Here is a 14,564-nt window from a genome sequence, read left to right on the forward strand (position 1 = left end):
TCAAGCCGGCAGGGGAAATGCCGTTCTACTAGGCCGTCAGTGCGTGTGCTTCGCTGTCAGCGGCGCCGCCGATGCAGTCCGCGATGGTCGTGCCGTCGAGAACGTCGCGGGTCGCCGCCGCCACGCGGGCAAAGACGCGTCGCACCTCGCAACTCTTTTCCTCGCGGCAGTCCTCGCAACGGCGGTACGCCATGCGGCTGAGACAGGGGAGCGGGGCGATCGGACCGTCGACGATACGCAGCACAGCGCCGAAGGTGATCGTGTCGGGGCTCTTGAGCAACATGTAGCCCCCCGCCTTGCCCCGTCGGCTGACGACGATGCCATGGTGCTTCAGATCGAGAAGGATCTGCTCCAGGAATTTCTTCGGGATCCGCTGCTGTTCGGCAATTTGCGAGATCATGAGGGTCTCGTCGCTGCCATGCGACTGGGCCAGGGCGATCAGCGCCCGGAGTGCGTATTTCGCCTTCTGTGAAATCATCGTCTCGCTGTCTGCTTACGGTCGGTAAAGCGGCATCCGGCTCGACATCGGCGCTTGCCCGTGGCGCTGCCAACCCCGGCAACTTCCCAGCCGCATTGTCGCTGAAGCTCGTTGTTCATGCCGCCACGTTACCCTACTATCACAACTGGGTAGGTCGTGTAATGTCAGATGCGAGCCTGAAAGCCGCGCCTTTGCGCGGATCGACGATCGAGCTTCCGGAACTGCCAGTTCCGGTCGGCATCCGGTGCTTGGCTTATCTCACAACCGGCCGATGGCGCCCACCCCCCTGCATCTGTCCAAGCGTCACGACGTTTGCCCAAGCGATGGTTCGCGAGGGCTGGATGTTGCGCGGCGCATGGCCTCGGAACTACGTGCTCTGGCGAAATGGCCGTACGATGCGGGAAGCACGCGTGCCTATGCTTGTCCTGCCTCTGGCCTTCGGGCGTCTTTCAGCCTTGCAGATCAACGTCTTCCTCGCCGTCGCGCTGACGGACGCACGTGCAAGGCTGGCAAACGGATCGCAACGCGGATTGTCCGCGGACGGAAAGAACGCTCTCGCGACGATCATGGCCGCGATCGCATCCGATCTTTGGATCACCGTCGCGGATCCTCATCGGCTGCATGGGGAAGCGTCAGCCTATCTGGAATCTCATGGGGGGATGATGAGGTAAAACCTGCAATCATCACCCTGCCCCAGCCGCAATGTGACCGATCCGCCAGGTCTCGAAACCCGGGCCTTGCTGGAAACCCCTGGTTGCCACCACGCCACGCGTCCTCCATCCCGATGAAAAGTCCTGACGAGATCGGCGGCGCGACAGCATGGCTACACCACGTCGGGGAACACGACACCGGAACGCGTCCCGCGGTCTCCGGCCGACATCCGGCGTCCGAGGAACTGCGCTGGGCGTCTGCGCAGCCTTCTCGTAGACGCACTGAGATTACTCCGCGAGCGTCCGGCCCGGCGGTCGTTTCTCACAATCGCTGCTTCGAAGCGGACCGTCCGCAAACCACCCGGCCAAGCCATAGGAACGGCTGCGACAGGATCCTCGAAGCGGCCGTTCCCAATGAGGGTATCTGAGCCTGCCGGCGCTACACTTCGGTGCCCTCAGCGAGCGTCAGTGCGTCCTCGACATCGACCCCGAGTAACGCACCGTGCTCTCGATCTTCGTGTGGCCGAGCAAAATCTGAACCGCCCGCAGGTTGCCCGTCGCCTTGTAGATGATGGACGCTTTCGTCCGTCTGAGCGAATGCGTCCCGTAGTCTTCCTTCCGCAGGCCGATCGCTGTCACCCACTCGTCCACCAGACGGGCGTACTGCCGCGTACTCAGATGGGTCGTATGATCGATGCGGCTTGGGAAGGCATAGTCGTCAATGGTTCCGCAACGTCGCTCCAGCCATGCCAGAAGGCTTGACCGTGCCGCCTCCAGAAGCTCGAACTGCACGGGCCGCTTCGTCTTTCGCTGCACGACGATCGCCCGCGCCCGGATGCGTCCGCCCGAGACAAGGTCGCCGATCTTGACCTTCAAAACGTCGCAGCCGCGCAGCTTGCTGTCGATCGCCAGATCAAAGAGGGCTCGGTCCCGCAGCCTACCCTCGTGGTCGAGCCAGAAGCGGATAGCCCGAACCTGCTGCGGCTTCAGTGCCCGTTTGGCACCAACGGTGCGTCCGGCGTTCCATGCCCTGCGCACGCTGGCGACCGGATCGAATGGCGAATGTCCCATTGTCGTTCTCCTACGGCCAGGATGGCCGATAGGGAGTGTGCTGCTGTTCGAGCGCCACAGAACTTGGGGCCGAAAGCGGACTGGCTGCTTCGGGGCACGGCGTTGAGAAAGCCGCCGTTCTGGTCCCGATACTCACAAGCCAATCAAGTCTGCCTGCTTCCGATAAAGCGTCATCACTTCCAGCGGGAAGCGGAAGGCGGTGAAGAAGTCGTCGATCCGGTAACCCGGAGCGTTTCGGTGGACGATGGCAGCATAGGATCGCGCCAGTTCGAGCCGATTGGCGGCGGCAAGGCACAAGGCGGCGATAACCTGGATATGGACGTGGGCGTTTGGACGCGAGGCGGCGCTGACGGCGGCGTCCGCTGCCCCTTCGAATGCGCCGAGTCGGAACAGCGCCATCGCGCGAGCTCCGAGCATGCCAAAGAGCAGCGGGTCGAACGGGCTCAGCTCTCGTGCGTGGTCGGAGGCGGTAACCGCGGCCTCCGCGTCACCCGACTGGCAGGTGACGAAGGCAAGCGCGTAGTGACCCATGGAAAAGCTCGGGCTGAGGTCCACTGAGGTCCGCAGCTCCGAAACGGCTCCGCCGTCACTGCCGGCAAGCCAGAGCGCACGGCCCATCGCCCAGTGCGCCGTAGGGTCACGTTCGTCCGCCGCAAGGCTGAGCCCGGCCGTCTTGAGCGCGCGCTCCGCTTCCTGCTGCCGGTCCTGAGGTCGGAGCAGGAATGCATTCTGAAAATGCGTGAAAGAAAGGCCGGCATGGGCACGCGCATAGGTCGGATCCATATCGGCAGCCTCGCGAAACAGCGCCTGCGCGCGATCGTTGTCCTCTCGGGTGAAGCGGTACATGTGCCAGAGCCCACGGTGGAAGCTCGCCCAAGCACCCAGCGACTCCGGATGGTTCAGGAGCGCCCGATTGCGCTCGGAAATCTCGATCTCGCTAGCCAGCGCTCCGACGATCTTCAGCCCGATCTGGTCCAAGGCCTCGAAGAGCTCGGGCCCGCCGAAGTTGAACCGCTCCGCCCAGAGGATATCTCCCGAGCGCGTCTCGACGAGCTGAACTGCGATCGAGACCCGGTCCTTTGTGCCCGTGACCGAGCCCGTCGCCAGGTAGTCGACACCAAGCAGGCGTCCCGCCTCGTGGTCGGCGATCCCGCGTTCTGCCAGAGTGAAGACCGAGCCGCGCGCCGTCACGCGCACCGCACGCAGCTTCGCCAGTCCGGCAATGATATCCTGTACTAGCCCCTGCGCCAGCGCGCCGCGCTGCGCACAGGCGCCCTGGAACGGCATGATGGCGATCGACGCCCTCCGGCCGGGGACGGCCCGCACTTCTTCGACCGCAAGAGTAGCAGCAGTGCCCGCATGCTCCAGCGTTCGAAGGAGGGCGATCTTGGAGGACACCCCGAGCTTTCGGTAGATCGTACCGATATGGGTACGCACCGTCGCTGGTGCGATGAAGAGCCGCGTGCCGATGTCACGGTAGCTGGCGCCGCCCGCATAGGCGGCGGCGATCTCGCGCTCGCGGCGAGTCAGCTCCTTTGCGTCGGATGGCTGCATCGCACGCCCGCCACTCCCTCGGCACGGGCAGTGTCGATAATAGCAAAATACAGCATATGCATCACGCGAAATACGGCAGACGTCCGATACCCGTTGCGACCTCCCGCGCGCATCTTCAGGCCTTCTCATTTGGGAAGGAGAAGATCATGTCCTCCATCGAATCCGTTTTGACCGAAACGACGTCCCCGCCCGACCTTGTAGCTCTCAAGGCGCGCCAGCAGGCGATGTGGGCAGCGGGCGATTATACTGTGGTAGGAACCACGCTCCAGATCGTCGGCGAGCGCCTCTGCGAGGCGGTCGACCTGCGTGCCGGCGAGCGCGTCCTCGACGTCGCCGCCGGCAATGGCAACGCGTCGCTTGCGGCCGCCCGGCGTTTCGCCGACGTGACCTCTACCGACTACGTAGCAGCGCTGCTCGACGCGGCCGGCCGGCGGGCTGCCGCGGACGGGCTGGCGCTGGACCTACGGGTGGCAGACGCCGAGGAGCTACCCTTCGCCGACGCTGCGTTCGACGTGGTGCTCTCGACCTTTGGCGTCATGTTCACGGCCGATCATCACGCTGCCGCGCGAGAACTCCTGCGCGTGGTGCGTCCGGGGGGGCGCGTCGGGCTCGCGAACTGGACGCCCGAAGGCTTCATCGGCCGGCTCTTTGCCACCATCGGCAAGCACGTCTCACCGCCGCCAGGAGCGAAGTCGCCAGCCGTCTGGGGCACGCAAGGCTGGATCGACCAGGAATTTGCGACGCGAGCCCTCAGGATCACGGTGACGCGGCAGACTTTTGTCTTCCGCTACCGCTCACCCGAGCACTGGCTCGAGGTCTTCCGGACTTGGTACGGTCCTCTCCTCAAGGCCTTCGCGGCGCTGGATGAGGCGGGGAAGGTAGCACTGTCACGCGACATCCTCGCCCTCATCGACGCTTACAACACTTCCGGGGACGGGACCGTGGTGGTTCCGGCTGAGTATCTTGAGATAGTCATCCAGCGCGCCTGATCCCGAACAGCCGAAGACGCGCGCGATCGGGGCAGAAGCGATGGGCCGTAAGCTGACATTCTGCCTATAGGGTATATACGCAAGAACCAGCGGCCGGCGAACACCACCGGCGGCGTGCGCCTCGGACAGAGATCCACTCTTAGGTGCTGCGTCCGCGGTGGGGGCTACGGGAAGGCTACTTCAGTTTGTACGCCGCCGACTCAGAATGGAAGCGACCTCGGTAGCGCAGCATCGTCTCCTTGATCCAGTGGCCATACTGCGTCGGCGTCTCCCAGTCCGGCTCGATGAGGGCCGGGGTCCATTCCGGGTGCCAGCACCAGGCTGTCCAATGCAGCCCGCGCGCTTCGATGAACTGCCGCAGGAACGTTTCGCCGAAGCCTGCGGCATCGCCGCGGAGATGGGTTTCTCGGCCTCCGAAACCCCATTCCGTGACGATCACTGGGCGGTTTTCCGGGAGGCCGGCGAGAAGCCGATCGAGTTCTGAGAAGCCTCCGGCGACCGTCGACGGGTAGACGTGCCAGGAATAGGCCGTATTGCCATCGTCCAGCGGGTCTTCGGCTATGCCGGTGAGGTCGCTGGCGAAGTTGCCGCCCGTCGCGAGGACCAGGTTCGCAGCATATTTGCGCACCCGCGCGACCAGCGAGCCGAATATCGGCCGCAGTTCCGCCCAATCACGTCCCCACGGCGAGGGAACCCGGCTGTTCTCGAGGCGCACCGGTTCGTTCCACAACTCGAACATCACGCCTTGGTCGGCGCCGAAGCGGATCGCCATGATCTCCCAGAAGGATCCCGCGAGCGCGAGATCGCAGTCATAGGCATCGGCGGGCAGACCCCAGCCCGGTTCCGGTTCGAACCGCTTCCCGTCCGGCCAGCCGATGGCGTGCCAGTCGATGATCACGAACTGTCCTTCGGAGCGGGCGCCCACCACCTCCTGTTCGAGTGCATCCATCATTCGCCGCGGCTCCCGTCGCCACAGGCCTGGGTGGACGCTGAGGCGGACAGTATTCGATCCCCAGTCGCGCCGCAGCAGTGCATAGTCGTTGACCGGTCGCGCGGCCCGGACAAGGAGGGGATCGCCGACTGCGACCCCACGTAACGCGACATCCTCGCCACCGAGAGTCAACCGTGCCCCGCCCACCGCCAGACCTTCTGGAGTGGCTCCGGTCAACCCCGAGGTCTCCCCTGGTGCCGACAAGGCCGGCGCCGCCAGGGCAGCGACGCCCAGCGCGAGAAGACGCCGGCGCGACAGGGGGGGCTGCCGTGAAAGCCGGTCATCGCGGTTGGCCGAAGGACACAAAGGACGCTCACATGATCTCGCTTCTGACGGTCGACAGACTAGATTGGTGAGTTCTCAGGCCCTGGAAAGACAATCGTTAAAAATTGAATCTTAAGCCGAATTGGCAGTCAAAGAAGATCAATCTGGGAAGAAATGAAGATACGGCACATCCTACTGCTCCCCGCGCTGGCACTTGGTCTGATGTTGCTCCTCGTGGTCCTGACCCGGATCTCTGTCGAGGTGAGGCACCTCCGGGACGAACGCCAGCTGACGGCTTCCAACGCCGTACGTCAGGAACTCCTGCTGGTTGCCGCCGCTCTCGCATCCGAACGAACGGCAACGTATCTCTCGCTCCGGGATCCGGAGATCGTCAGCGATCTGGAGGGAGAACGCGAGGCGGTGGATATTACCAGCACCGCCTTAACGAGAACGCTGCGGGCGGTGGAGGACGTTCTTCCCCAGGCCCGCGCAGCGATCGACGAAGCGGCGCGGTTGCTGGATGTGCTGCAGGCGGCTCGGAAACAAGTGGCGACCTCGCGGCTTTCAGCCGACGAGGGCGAGCGGCTGCGCGCGTCGCGCGTCTGGTTCGAAACCATCAGCGGGATCGTGGAGCAGACGCAAGCGCTGCGCCTTTCGCTCCTGCGGCAGGACATCAGGCAGGACCCGATCATTCGGACGGAAGGTCGGCTGCGCTATTTCGGCAGCATATTGTCGGAAACGATATCGCAAAGCGAAGCGCTCATAGCCGCCTCTCTGAAAGAGACACAGACTACGCCGCCGTGGGTGATCGAGCGCGTGGAGCGGAACTTCGGACGCAGCGGGCTGGCCAACGATCTGATTGCCGCCGAGCAGGCAATGCTGCTGGAAGACGGTCAGCGACGGCCGATCGAGCCTTTGGCGCAGGATTACCTGGAAGCGCTGTCTGCGGTGGTCGCCGATCTCCGGCAACCGGCGAGGGATCGACGGGTCGCGATGTCGGGAGAAGACTGGGTCCGGACCAGCGAGCGCGCGCTGGCGCAGATCAACGGGTTTCAACAATTCTTCCTCGCTTCCTCTCGTGACCGGCTTGCGAGCCAGTTGAGATATGTTCGCGCCTCGCTTCTCTTCTGGCTTGCGGTCATGGGAATCGGTCTGCTTGCCGTCGCTCTGACCGTCGTGGCCGTTCGGAATCGGGTGGCGGCGCCTCTGGAAAAAATGATCGCCGCCATGGAGCGTTTGGCCCACAACGACCTGCGGACGCCGTTGCCGCAGTTGCGCCATCAGGACGAGTTCGCGGCCATGAGCGACGCGCTTCAGGTTTTCAAAAAGAATGCCATACGCAGGGAGACGCTGCAGCATAACCGTAACCGTATGCTGGCGCGGCTGAAGGAGACCTATCGCACCCTGAGGGAAGACCTGCGGGCTGCCGCCGCCATACAGACAACCCTCCTGCCCCGAGCTGCGACGATCGGCGACGTCGGATACAGCGGGCTCTACCTGCCCGCGAGCGTCGTAGCAGGCGACACGTTCAACGTGCTGGACCAGGAACAGGGCCGCGTGGGCTTCTTCCAGGTCGACGTGGCCGGCCACGGTGCGCCGGCGGCATTGGGGTCGGTGGTCTCCCACCACACGCTGTCGCAGTTCTTGCTGAAGAAGAAGCAGCCCGGCAGGCTGGCCCAGATCGCGGCAGAGATCCATCGCGACTGGCCGCAGGATCTTCCCTACTTCACCATGATCCTGGGAGAGGTCGACATGGGCTGCGACACGATCAGCCTGGTCCAGGCGGGCCATCCTTCCCCCATCCTCGTCAGGGCGGGCGAGGCGTCTCCTTCGGCGCTCGGCGACGGCGGCTTCCCGGTCGGCCTCGTGCCGGAAGCGGACTACGACGTGCTGACGGTGCCTTTCGGCCGGGGAGATCGATTGCTGATCTATTCCGACGGCGTCATCGAAGCGACCGATCCGGCAGGACACGCATTCGGCGGCGAGTCGCTCGAGGAGATCGTCAGGCAGAACACTACGGCCCCTGCCGATCAACTCCTCGCGGCCATCATGTCGAGACTGCGTGCATGGCGACATGGAGCGGGTTTCGAGGACGACGTCAGCATGCTGATCGTCGAGCGCACGAGAATTGAAGGGAGACTCAATCATGCTCAAGTCTGAAATTCAGCACGGGGTCCGGGTCGTAAGGGTGGCGGGCAAGCGCATCGATGCGGCACGCGCCCCTGAATTCAGGTCGGAGATGAACGCGCTGATCGATGAAGGCCCCCATCAGATCGTGCTGGATCTCGAAGGCGTCGATTTCGTCGACAGCTCCGGTCTGGGTGCGATCGTTTCCGGCCTCAAGCGTCTCGGGCCCCGCGGCGATCTCGCGATCGCCGCTGCCAGCGGTTCAGTCGCGCGGCTGTTCGCCCTGACCCGGATGGACAAGGTGTTCCCGCTCCATCAGGATGTGGACACGGCAGTCAAAAGACTGGCGGAATGAGCGGCCGCTCATCGCCAGTGGGAGCCCGTCAGATGCCCGGGGCCGTGCAACTTGTCATCGACAGCGACCTCGACACCGTCGCTATGGTGGCTCGTGCGGTCCGCGCGATCTGCGACGACGGCTTGGGTGCCGCGGATCTGGATGCGGTGGAACTTGCTCTCGTGGAGGCGATGACCAACGTCATCAAGCACGGCTACGCGGGGCGCAAGGACGGGCGTCTCGAGGTGGGAATCGCGCTTTACAGCGACCGGGTGGTCATCGAGATCAAAGACAACGCGCCGCCGATTCCGCCTTCTCATGTCCAAAGGGCTCCTGAGGCTGTGTTCGCCTTCGACCCGGCTGACATTGAGAACCTGCCGGAGGGTGGGATGGGGCTGGCGCTCATCCGGATGAACATGGATGAAGTCCAGTACATCCCGCATGGGGACCGGAACCTACTTCGCATGACGAAGAGGCTGGATAAGAGACCCTCTCTCAGCCGTCCGGGCGCATCTTGATCGTCGCGATCTCGGGAAAGGCGACGGAAGCAAGCGACAACGCGGACGTTGCAAGTGGCGTGTCAGCCGCCTCGAGAAGCGGCAGGAGCGGCATGACCTGCTGGCGCACAACCGACTGATCGAGGGCGGAAGCGAAGCTTGCGGCAGACAAGGCGGTGACGAGCGCCGCGGTCGCTTCCAGGCTGTCCGGGGCGTCCTGCACGGCCAGTTCCGCACGCCGGACCGCAAGCAGGATTTCCCGAGAGGCATAAACGCCCGGGGCGACCACCCCGGACGTCGCCTGCTGTCGCACCTCGTCCTGACGGCGGGTGTCGAGTCTTTCCAGCCACACGATGACCCCGGTGGACAGGCCGAGGGCCAGGACGAACACGATCTGACCGCGCGCACGCAGGAATCCGTCGCGAAAGGTCATTTGCCCGCTCCCTCGATGACTGGCAGTTCATAGACCGGGTCCGGTTGCCAGAAGGCTGCGCGGATCATCGGCAACATGGAAAGCATGTTGCTTCCCCCCCACAGCGTGTTGGCGATCATCGCGCCGAGCGTGTAGCCGGCCGCGCCCAGGCCGTAGGCCGCCCAACCCCAGATCAACCCCGCGCTCGTGGCGATCACGACGGCGATCTGCCATCGCACCAGTTGCGGAAAATTCCCCGATTGCCTCTCTTTGGGCGTGACGGGAAACGAGATCTGGCTTCCCCGCACGACGGTCCAGAGCGCCTTCAGGTTCAGGGGGAACATCGCAAGATGCCAGGCGCGCCCCTTGGCGTTCGACAGACCCCACATTCCCACAAGCTGGGATATTTCGTTCAAGAACAGGAACGGAATGATGTGCAGGAAGAATTCCAGCGAGTAGCTTGAGACAGGCGGTACCCCGGTGAAAAGGAAAATAACGGGTGCTGCGAGGAATACGACGTTCCAGAGCGGCGAGAGATAGGAGTAGAAGGTCATGGCGTACATAGCCTTCTGAGCGAGCGTCAATCCGGGCCGGAAGAGCGGGTTGTCGTGGAGGAGGATGTCGAGCGTGCCTCCGGCATACTTGAACCGCTGGACTGTCCAGCTCAGCAGGTCGTTCGGCGAGAGCATCCGGGACTGCACCTTCGGATGCAGCACCGACTTCCATCCGCGCTCGCGGTCGGAATGGAGGATGATCGACGTGTAGAGGTCCTCCGACACGTGGAACTTGTAGGGAGTCAATTCCTCTTCGACCGCCCCCTGCCAGAGCAGGGCATCGCGTATGGAGGCATCGAGCACCGCCTCGCCCGTAAGGCGACGAGCCGCTCGTTCGTCCGTGCCGGCAGCCGCCTCAACGCGATCAGCCCACTGCCTCAACGCCGCCTCCATGACGGCTTCACGCCGATGCACGGAGCCTGCGCCGCAGCAGAAGCTGGCATTGGCCCAATTCCGGCGTCTCTGGATGACGTCGAAGAACATCTGGGGATCGTTAGCGAAAGGGTCCTCGCCAATGCGGATGGGACCCGCCAGCCATTCGATGCCGCGCCCGATCCGCTCGCCGACGCCGCGCCCCCACCGTCGCATGACCGCGTGGAGCGGCACGCCCGGGGGCACATCGCAGAACCATTGCGGCGTCTGCACCCATGCGACCCGGGGGTCTCGAAAATAGCCGAGCGTCTCCGTCAGGAACGTCGGGAACGGGCGCGTATCGGCGTCGCAGATAACCACGAAGTCGCCTGAAGACATTTCCAGCGCGTTCCGCAGGTTCCCGGCCTTGAAGCCGATATTGTCGCTCCGGGTCAGATACCCGACGCCTTCCTGCTCGGCGACCATTCGCATTGCGTCCCGGCGCCCGTCGTCTAGGACGTATATCCGGATGTCGATTTCATGCGGGTACTCAAGCCGCTTGGCATCTTTCAGCCCCATCCGCACGAGTTCTGGATCTTCGCTATAGGTCGTGAAGAACACGTCGACTGATAACGGTCGATCCGGATGGATATCACTCTCAAGGCAGTCGCCGATCTGCTTGGGAGGGGATTGCGGCGGGGGACCCTCTGCGCTCCAGAGGTTGACCATGAACAGAACCAGCCCGAGGAAGGCGCCTGTTTCCGCCACCAGCAGAGGTACCGAGAACCACAGCGCATGGTAGTTTAGCGATTCGCTCCATCGCCACACGATGTACCAAGCCCCGAAAGCCACGCTCATCGTCGCAAAGAATTGCCACGTGGACTCCTGCAGGCTCGACGCGGATAGCGGTTCCCAAGGGGTCTGCGTCTGGAAGCGCAAATTTTCTGACACCGTTGGCCCCCCCGGCGTTGCTCGATTGCACCAACCCCGTCCGGCAATCAGGCGGGCATGCCATTTAGCATTGGCGTACCTTCTGGTTGGGTTATTCATTGATATGGAGCTGCACGCAATGCTGCCGCAGCGGTCGCTCACATTTTTATATTAAACTTTGGAATAACTCGGCAGACCATTAAGTAGAGATTTGATTTGTTCGTGCGCTGTAAAGAGGCTACTATCATTTTTATCCAGAAAATTCAGCCTGTTGTCGCGGTCGTTGCCTCCATTTGGCTGTTGACCAGTGTCGCTTGTGCACAGAGCGCAGAAGAACTGCTCACTGGCGCACGCAACGCGGCAGACCAAGAGGATCACGAGCGGGCGGTCGACCTGTTTCGTCAGGCGATCGACGAAGCGCCGGAGCGCCGGCCCGAGTGGCTGCGCGAACTGGCTGACCAGATTGTCTATGCGGGCCGTCCGGCTGATGCCGTATCTCTCTATCGGGAACTGTTGGACACAGCCGGCATACAAGATGAGCAAAGGGCGACGATCCGCCGCAATCTCGCCTTCGCCCTGCTCTGGAGCGGCCAGTCCGAGGCCGCCGTCGAGGCATTGTCCGAGATCGTGTCCGAACGTCCGGAAGACGAGGAAGCACGGCGGGCGCTCGCGGAAGCGAAAGTCGCGGTGCTGGAGTCCGGTGCGGAGGACGAGCCTGAGAGCACCGCCGACCTGCTGGAAGAAGAAGATGCCGCCTCCGTTGCTCAGCCCCCGAACGAAATCCCGGCGGAGGAACCTCCGGCAGCGCCTTCTCGCGCCGAGACGGCCATCGCAGATGCGCGGGCTGCCGCGGGCCGCGGCGACAACGCCGAAGCTGCCCGATTGTTCGCCGAGGCCCTGAGGCTGGACGAGTCCGTCGATCCCCGGATCGCGATCGAACTCGCCGATCAGGTCACCTACAGCGGGGATCCCGCGCGCGGGGCCGAGATCTATCGCCAATCCCTGAACCGCCTCCAGATGGAGCCCGTGGAGCGGGTCGAAGTCGAACGCAAGCTCGCCTTCGCCCTGCTCTGGAGCGGCCAGTTCAGCGAAGCGGTGCGGAATTGGCAGGTCATCCTCGGGCGGGATGAACGCGACGAGGAGGCGCGGGCAGCGCTTACGGATGCATGGGTCGGAGCCGCCCGACAGGCAGCAGGTGACGCTCGCAATGCAGAGGGTGCCCGAGCGTTTGAGCGCGCCTTCTCCGTCGACCCCGCCCGGCGCCGCGAACTTTTGCGGGAGTACGCGGATCAGGTCCTGTATTCCGGACGGCCCGCCGCATCCATCCCGCTGTACCGGGAACATCTGGCACAGCCGCGCCTGGATCCCGACGAGCGGCGCCGCGGGCTTCTCGGGCTGGCAAGGGGGCTGGCCTGGAGCGGCGATCACGAACGCAGCCTGCCGGCTTACGGGGAACTGCTCGAGACGTGGCCGCGCGACGTCGATGCCCGTATCGGTCGCGGCCAGTCGCTCAATGCCTCGCGCAATCACCAGGCAGCCTTCGCCGACTTCCAGATCGCCCTCTCGGTGGAACCGCAAAACGCCGAGGCGATTCGCGGTGCCGCGCAGGCCGAGACCTCGATGGGGCGGCATCTCTCTGCGATCGAACGCCTTCGCCCGCTGATCGAGGGCGAGGCGCACGATCCGCGGACGCTGATGATCGCCGCGAACGCTCAGCGGCACCTCGGACGCACGGATCTCGCGGAAGCGCTGGCGGTCGAGGCGCTGCAAGCTGGCGCGGACGATGCGGGCGCACAAGCGCTTCTCGAGACGTTGCGGTTCGAGCGCCGGCCCCTGAGCTATCTCGACGCACAGTATGTTGCCCGATCCGACGACCTCACTATCGCTACCGCGACCGCCAGCCACGAGATCTTCGTCAATCAGGGCCTGACCAGCTTCGGGCCCCAGCTCAAATACGCGACCTATGACGGCGGCGATTTCCCCAGCGTCGACGTCGGCTCGCTCGGGTTCTTCTTCCGTCACCGCTTCGACGAACGTCTCGAGGCGCGAACGTCGCTGTTCCTGAACCACGAGATGAAAGAGGGGGACGGCGACGTCAGTTTCACCCATGACAGCGTCGTCTCGCTCTTGCTGAACGATAGCTGGCGCACGGAAGTCCTGGCCTCGCGGCGCTACGCCGACGAGAACCCGCGCGTCTTCGTCAACGACATCCTGGCCAACGACTACGGCGGCGCCGTCCACTTCACGCCGGGCCGGGATTGGCGGGGGAGCGTTCGGGGTCTCTACAGCACCTATTCAGACGACAACGAGCGCTTCTGGGCTCAGGCCGATGGCGCCTACAATCTGCACGAAACGCAGAACATCTGGCTGGGTGTACGTGCCACGGCATTTGATTTCGAGCGATCGGTGGACAACAACTACTGGAACCCCGGAGCGTACCAGTCGCTGCATGCCACGCTGCACGCTTACGGATCGCCTGCGCCGCACTGGTGGGTGGATGTGCAGGGGGCGCTCGGCTACGCCTGGAGCGAAGAAGACGGTGACGGGATCACCTGGTCGGCGGAAACCCGCATCTCCAGGGATCTCGGCGAAGCTGCCGCGCTGGAATTCCGCGGGCTCTTCCAGTACTCGGACGCCCGTCAAAGCGAAGCGACCGAGATCTATGCGACGGAGCAGGAGCCTTTCTGGCGCAGCTCTCTCGGGCTGCGCCTCCGCGTGCGCTGGTGACGACCGTCATCGTTGTTTCGCACGAAGCGCGGATCCGGCACCCTGTCCAATCTTCGAAAGCTCGCGGTACGCACCCTCGTAGCGAGGACATAACGCTTATCTCGGCTGCCGACCGGCGGCGATGGTGAAATCCATAGCCGTGGCTTCGCACCCGCAGGATCTCTGACGAAAAGGGCGAACGACTGTTTTGGGGATGATGACCTGCTGCCGCCAACGACCGGAAAGGGCGCAGAGCCGCCGTCAGATCTAAGCGCCAGCGGCATCGCGGCATCGCGGCATCGCGGCATCGCGGCATCGCGGCATCGCGGCATCGCGGCATCGCGGCATCGCGGCATCGCGGCATCGCGGCATCGCGGCATCGCGGCATCGCGGCATCGCGGCATCGCGGCATCGCGGCATCGCGGCATCGCGGCATCGCGGCATCGCGGCATCGCGGCATCGCGGCATCGCGGCATCGCGGCATCGCGGCATCGCGGCATCGCGGCATCGCGGCATCGCGGCATCGCGGCATCGCGGCATCGCGGCATCGCGGCATCGCGGCATCGCGGCATCGCGGCATCGCGGCATCGCGGCATCGCGGCATCGCGGCATCGCGGCATCGCGGCATCGCGGCATCGCGGCATCGCGGCATCGCG

The 14,564-nt window shown here is 64.2% G+C and carries 11 protein-coding genes and 1 pseudogene; 6 read left to right on the forward strand and 6 right to left on the reverse strand.

Going from position 1 to position 14,564, the window contains the following annotated elements:
• Positions 1-28: 28 nt before the first annotated feature.
• On the reverse strand, positions 29-478 hold the full coding sequence (locus tag LXB15_RS11645) for an Rrf2 family transcriptional regulator (protein WP_233948618.1): 450 nt from the start codon (positions 476-478) through the stop codon (positions 29-31).
• Between the two features lie 410 nt (positions 479-888).
• On the opposite strand from LXB15_RS11645, the gene LXB15_RS11650 reads away from it, so the two are divergent.
• Positions 889-1,149, forward strand: coding sequence for a hypothetical protein (locus tag LXB15_RS11650; RefSeq protein WP_233948619.1), 261 nt, complete (start codon positions 889-891; stop codon positions 1,147-1,149).
• Positions 1,150-1,567: 418 nt separating this feature from the next.
• Here the strand turns inward: LXB15_RS11650 and LXB15_RS11655 are convergent.
• Both LXB15_RS11655 and LXB15_RS11660 read right to left on the reverse strand, forming a co-directional pair.
• A pseudogene (locus LXB15_RS11655) lies at positions 1,568-2,199 on the reverse strand (tyrosine-type recombinase/integrase).
• Positions 2,200-2,331: 132 nt separating this feature from the next.
• Positions 2,332-3,753, reverse strand: coding sequence for a LuxR C-terminal-related transcriptional regulator (locus tag LXB15_RS11660; RefSeq protein WP_233948620.1), 1,422 nt, complete (start codon positions 3,751-3,753; stop codon positions 2,332-2,334).
• A 146-nt stretch (positions 3,754-3,899) separates the two neighbouring features.
• Between LXB15_RS11660 and LXB15_RS11665 the strand changes: the two genes are divergently transcribed.
• A complete protein-coding gene (locus tag LXB15_RS11665) occupies positions 3,900-4,742 on the forward strand; it encodes a class I SAM-dependent methyltransferase (protein WP_233948621.1) in 843 nt (280 codons plus the stop codon).
• Between the two features lie 175 nt (positions 4,743-4,917).
• On the opposite strand, the gene LXB15_RS11670 is transcribed toward LXB15_RS11665, so the two are convergent.
• A complete protein-coding gene (locus LXB15_RS11670; protein ID WP_233953140.1) occupies positions 4,918-5,880 on the reverse strand; it encodes a cellulase family glycosylhydrolase in 963 nt (320 codons plus the stop codon).
• Positions 5,881-6,171: 291 nt separating this feature from the next.
• On the opposite strand from LXB15_RS11670, the gene LXB15_RS11675 reads away from it, so the two are divergent.
• The 3 genes from LXB15_RS11675 to LXB15_RS11685 are packed head-to-tail and all read left to right on the forward strand — an operon-like array spanning position 6,172 to position 8,976.
• On the forward strand, positions 6,172-8,157 hold the full coding sequence (locus LXB15_RS11675) for a PP2C family protein-serine/threonine phosphatase (protein ID WP_233948622.1): 1,986 nt from the start codon (positions 6,172-6,174) through the stop codon (positions 8,155-8,157).
• Positions 8,144-8,479: an STAS domain-containing protein gene (locus LXB15_RS11680; protein WP_233948623.1), complete on the forward strand. Its 336-nt coding sequence runs from the start codon at positions 8,144-8,146 to the stop codon at positions 8,477-8,479. Before LXB15_RS11675 ends, LXB15_RS11680 begins: the two co-directional genes overlap by 14 nt.
• 32 nt (positions 8,480-8,511) lie before the next feature.
• Positions 8,512-8,976 carry an ATP-binding protein gene (locus LXB15_RS11685; protein WP_233948624.1) on the forward strand — a complete coding sequence of 155 codons (465 nt, stop codon included), beginning with the start codon at positions 8,512-8,514 and terminating at the stop codon, positions 8,974-8,976.
• Here LXB15_RS11685 and LXB15_RS11690 read toward each other — a convergent pair.
• Entirely contained in the window at positions 8,954-9,388 is a 435-nt protein-coding gene (locus LXB15_RS11690) for a hypothetical protein (RefSeq protein ID WP_233948625.1), read from the reverse strand. The genes LXB15_RS11685 and LXB15_RS11690 overlap by 23 nt on opposite strands.
• A complete protein-coding gene (locus LXB15_RS11695; RefSeq protein WP_233948626.1) occupies positions 9,385-11,130 on the reverse strand; it encodes a glycosyltransferase in 1,746 nt (581 codons plus the stop codon). Before LXB15_RS11695 ends, LXB15_RS11690 begins: the two co-directional genes overlap by 4 nt.
• Positions 11,131-11,424: 294 nt before the next feature.
• On the opposite strand from LXB15_RS11695, the gene LXB15_RS11700 reads away from it, so the two are divergent.
• Positions 11,425-13,929 carry a lipopolysaccharide assembly protein LapB gene (locus LXB15_RS11700; protein ID WP_233953141.1) on the forward strand — a complete coding sequence of 835 codons (2,505 nt, stop codon included), beginning with the start codon at positions 11,425-11,427 and terminating at the stop codon, positions 13,927-13,929.
• The last annotated feature ends 635 nt before the right edge of the window (positions 13,930-14,564 follow it).

The sequence above is a fragment of the Aurantimonas sp. HBX-1 genome (genome assembly GCF_021391535.1).
Taxonomy (GTDB): domain Bacteria; phylum Pseudomonadota; class Alphaproteobacteria; order Rhizobiales; family Rhizobiaceae; genus Aurantimonas.

Bases quoted from the DNA above. Each gene is read 5' to 3' on its own strand.
- LXB15_RS11665 (WP_233948621.1), top strand. From the start codon at position 3,900: ATGTCCTCCATCGAATCCGTTTTGACCGAAACGACGTCCCCGCCCGAC.
- LXB15_RS11675 (WP_233948622.1), top strand. From the start codon at position 6,172: ATGAAGATACGGCACATCCTACTGCTCCCCGCGCTGGCACTTGGTCTG.
- LXB15_RS11695 (WP_233948626.1), bottom strand. From the start codon at position 11,130: ATGAGCGTGGCTTTCGGGGCTTGGTACATCGTGTGGCGATGGAGCGAA.
- LXB15_RS11680 (WP_233948623.1), top strand. From the start codon at position 8,144: ATGCTCAAGTCTGAAATTCAGCACGGGGTCCGGGTCGTAAGGGTGGCG.
- LXB15_RS11645 (WP_233948618.1), bottom strand. From the start codon at position 478: ATGATTTCACAGAAGGCGAAATACGCACTCCGGGCGCTGATCGCCCTG.
- LXB15_RS11690 (WP_233948625.1), bottom strand. From the start codon at position 9,388: ATGACCTTTCGCGACGGATTCCTGCGTGCGCGCGGTCAGATCGTGTTC.
- LXB15_RS11660 (WP_233948620.1), bottom strand. From the start codon at position 3,753: ATGCAGCCATCCGACGCAAAGGAGCTGACTCGCCGCGAGCGCGAGATC.
- LXB15_RS11685 (WP_233948624.1), top strand. From the start codon at position 8,512: ATGCCCGGGGCCGTGCAACTTGTCATCGACAGCGACCTCGACACCGTC.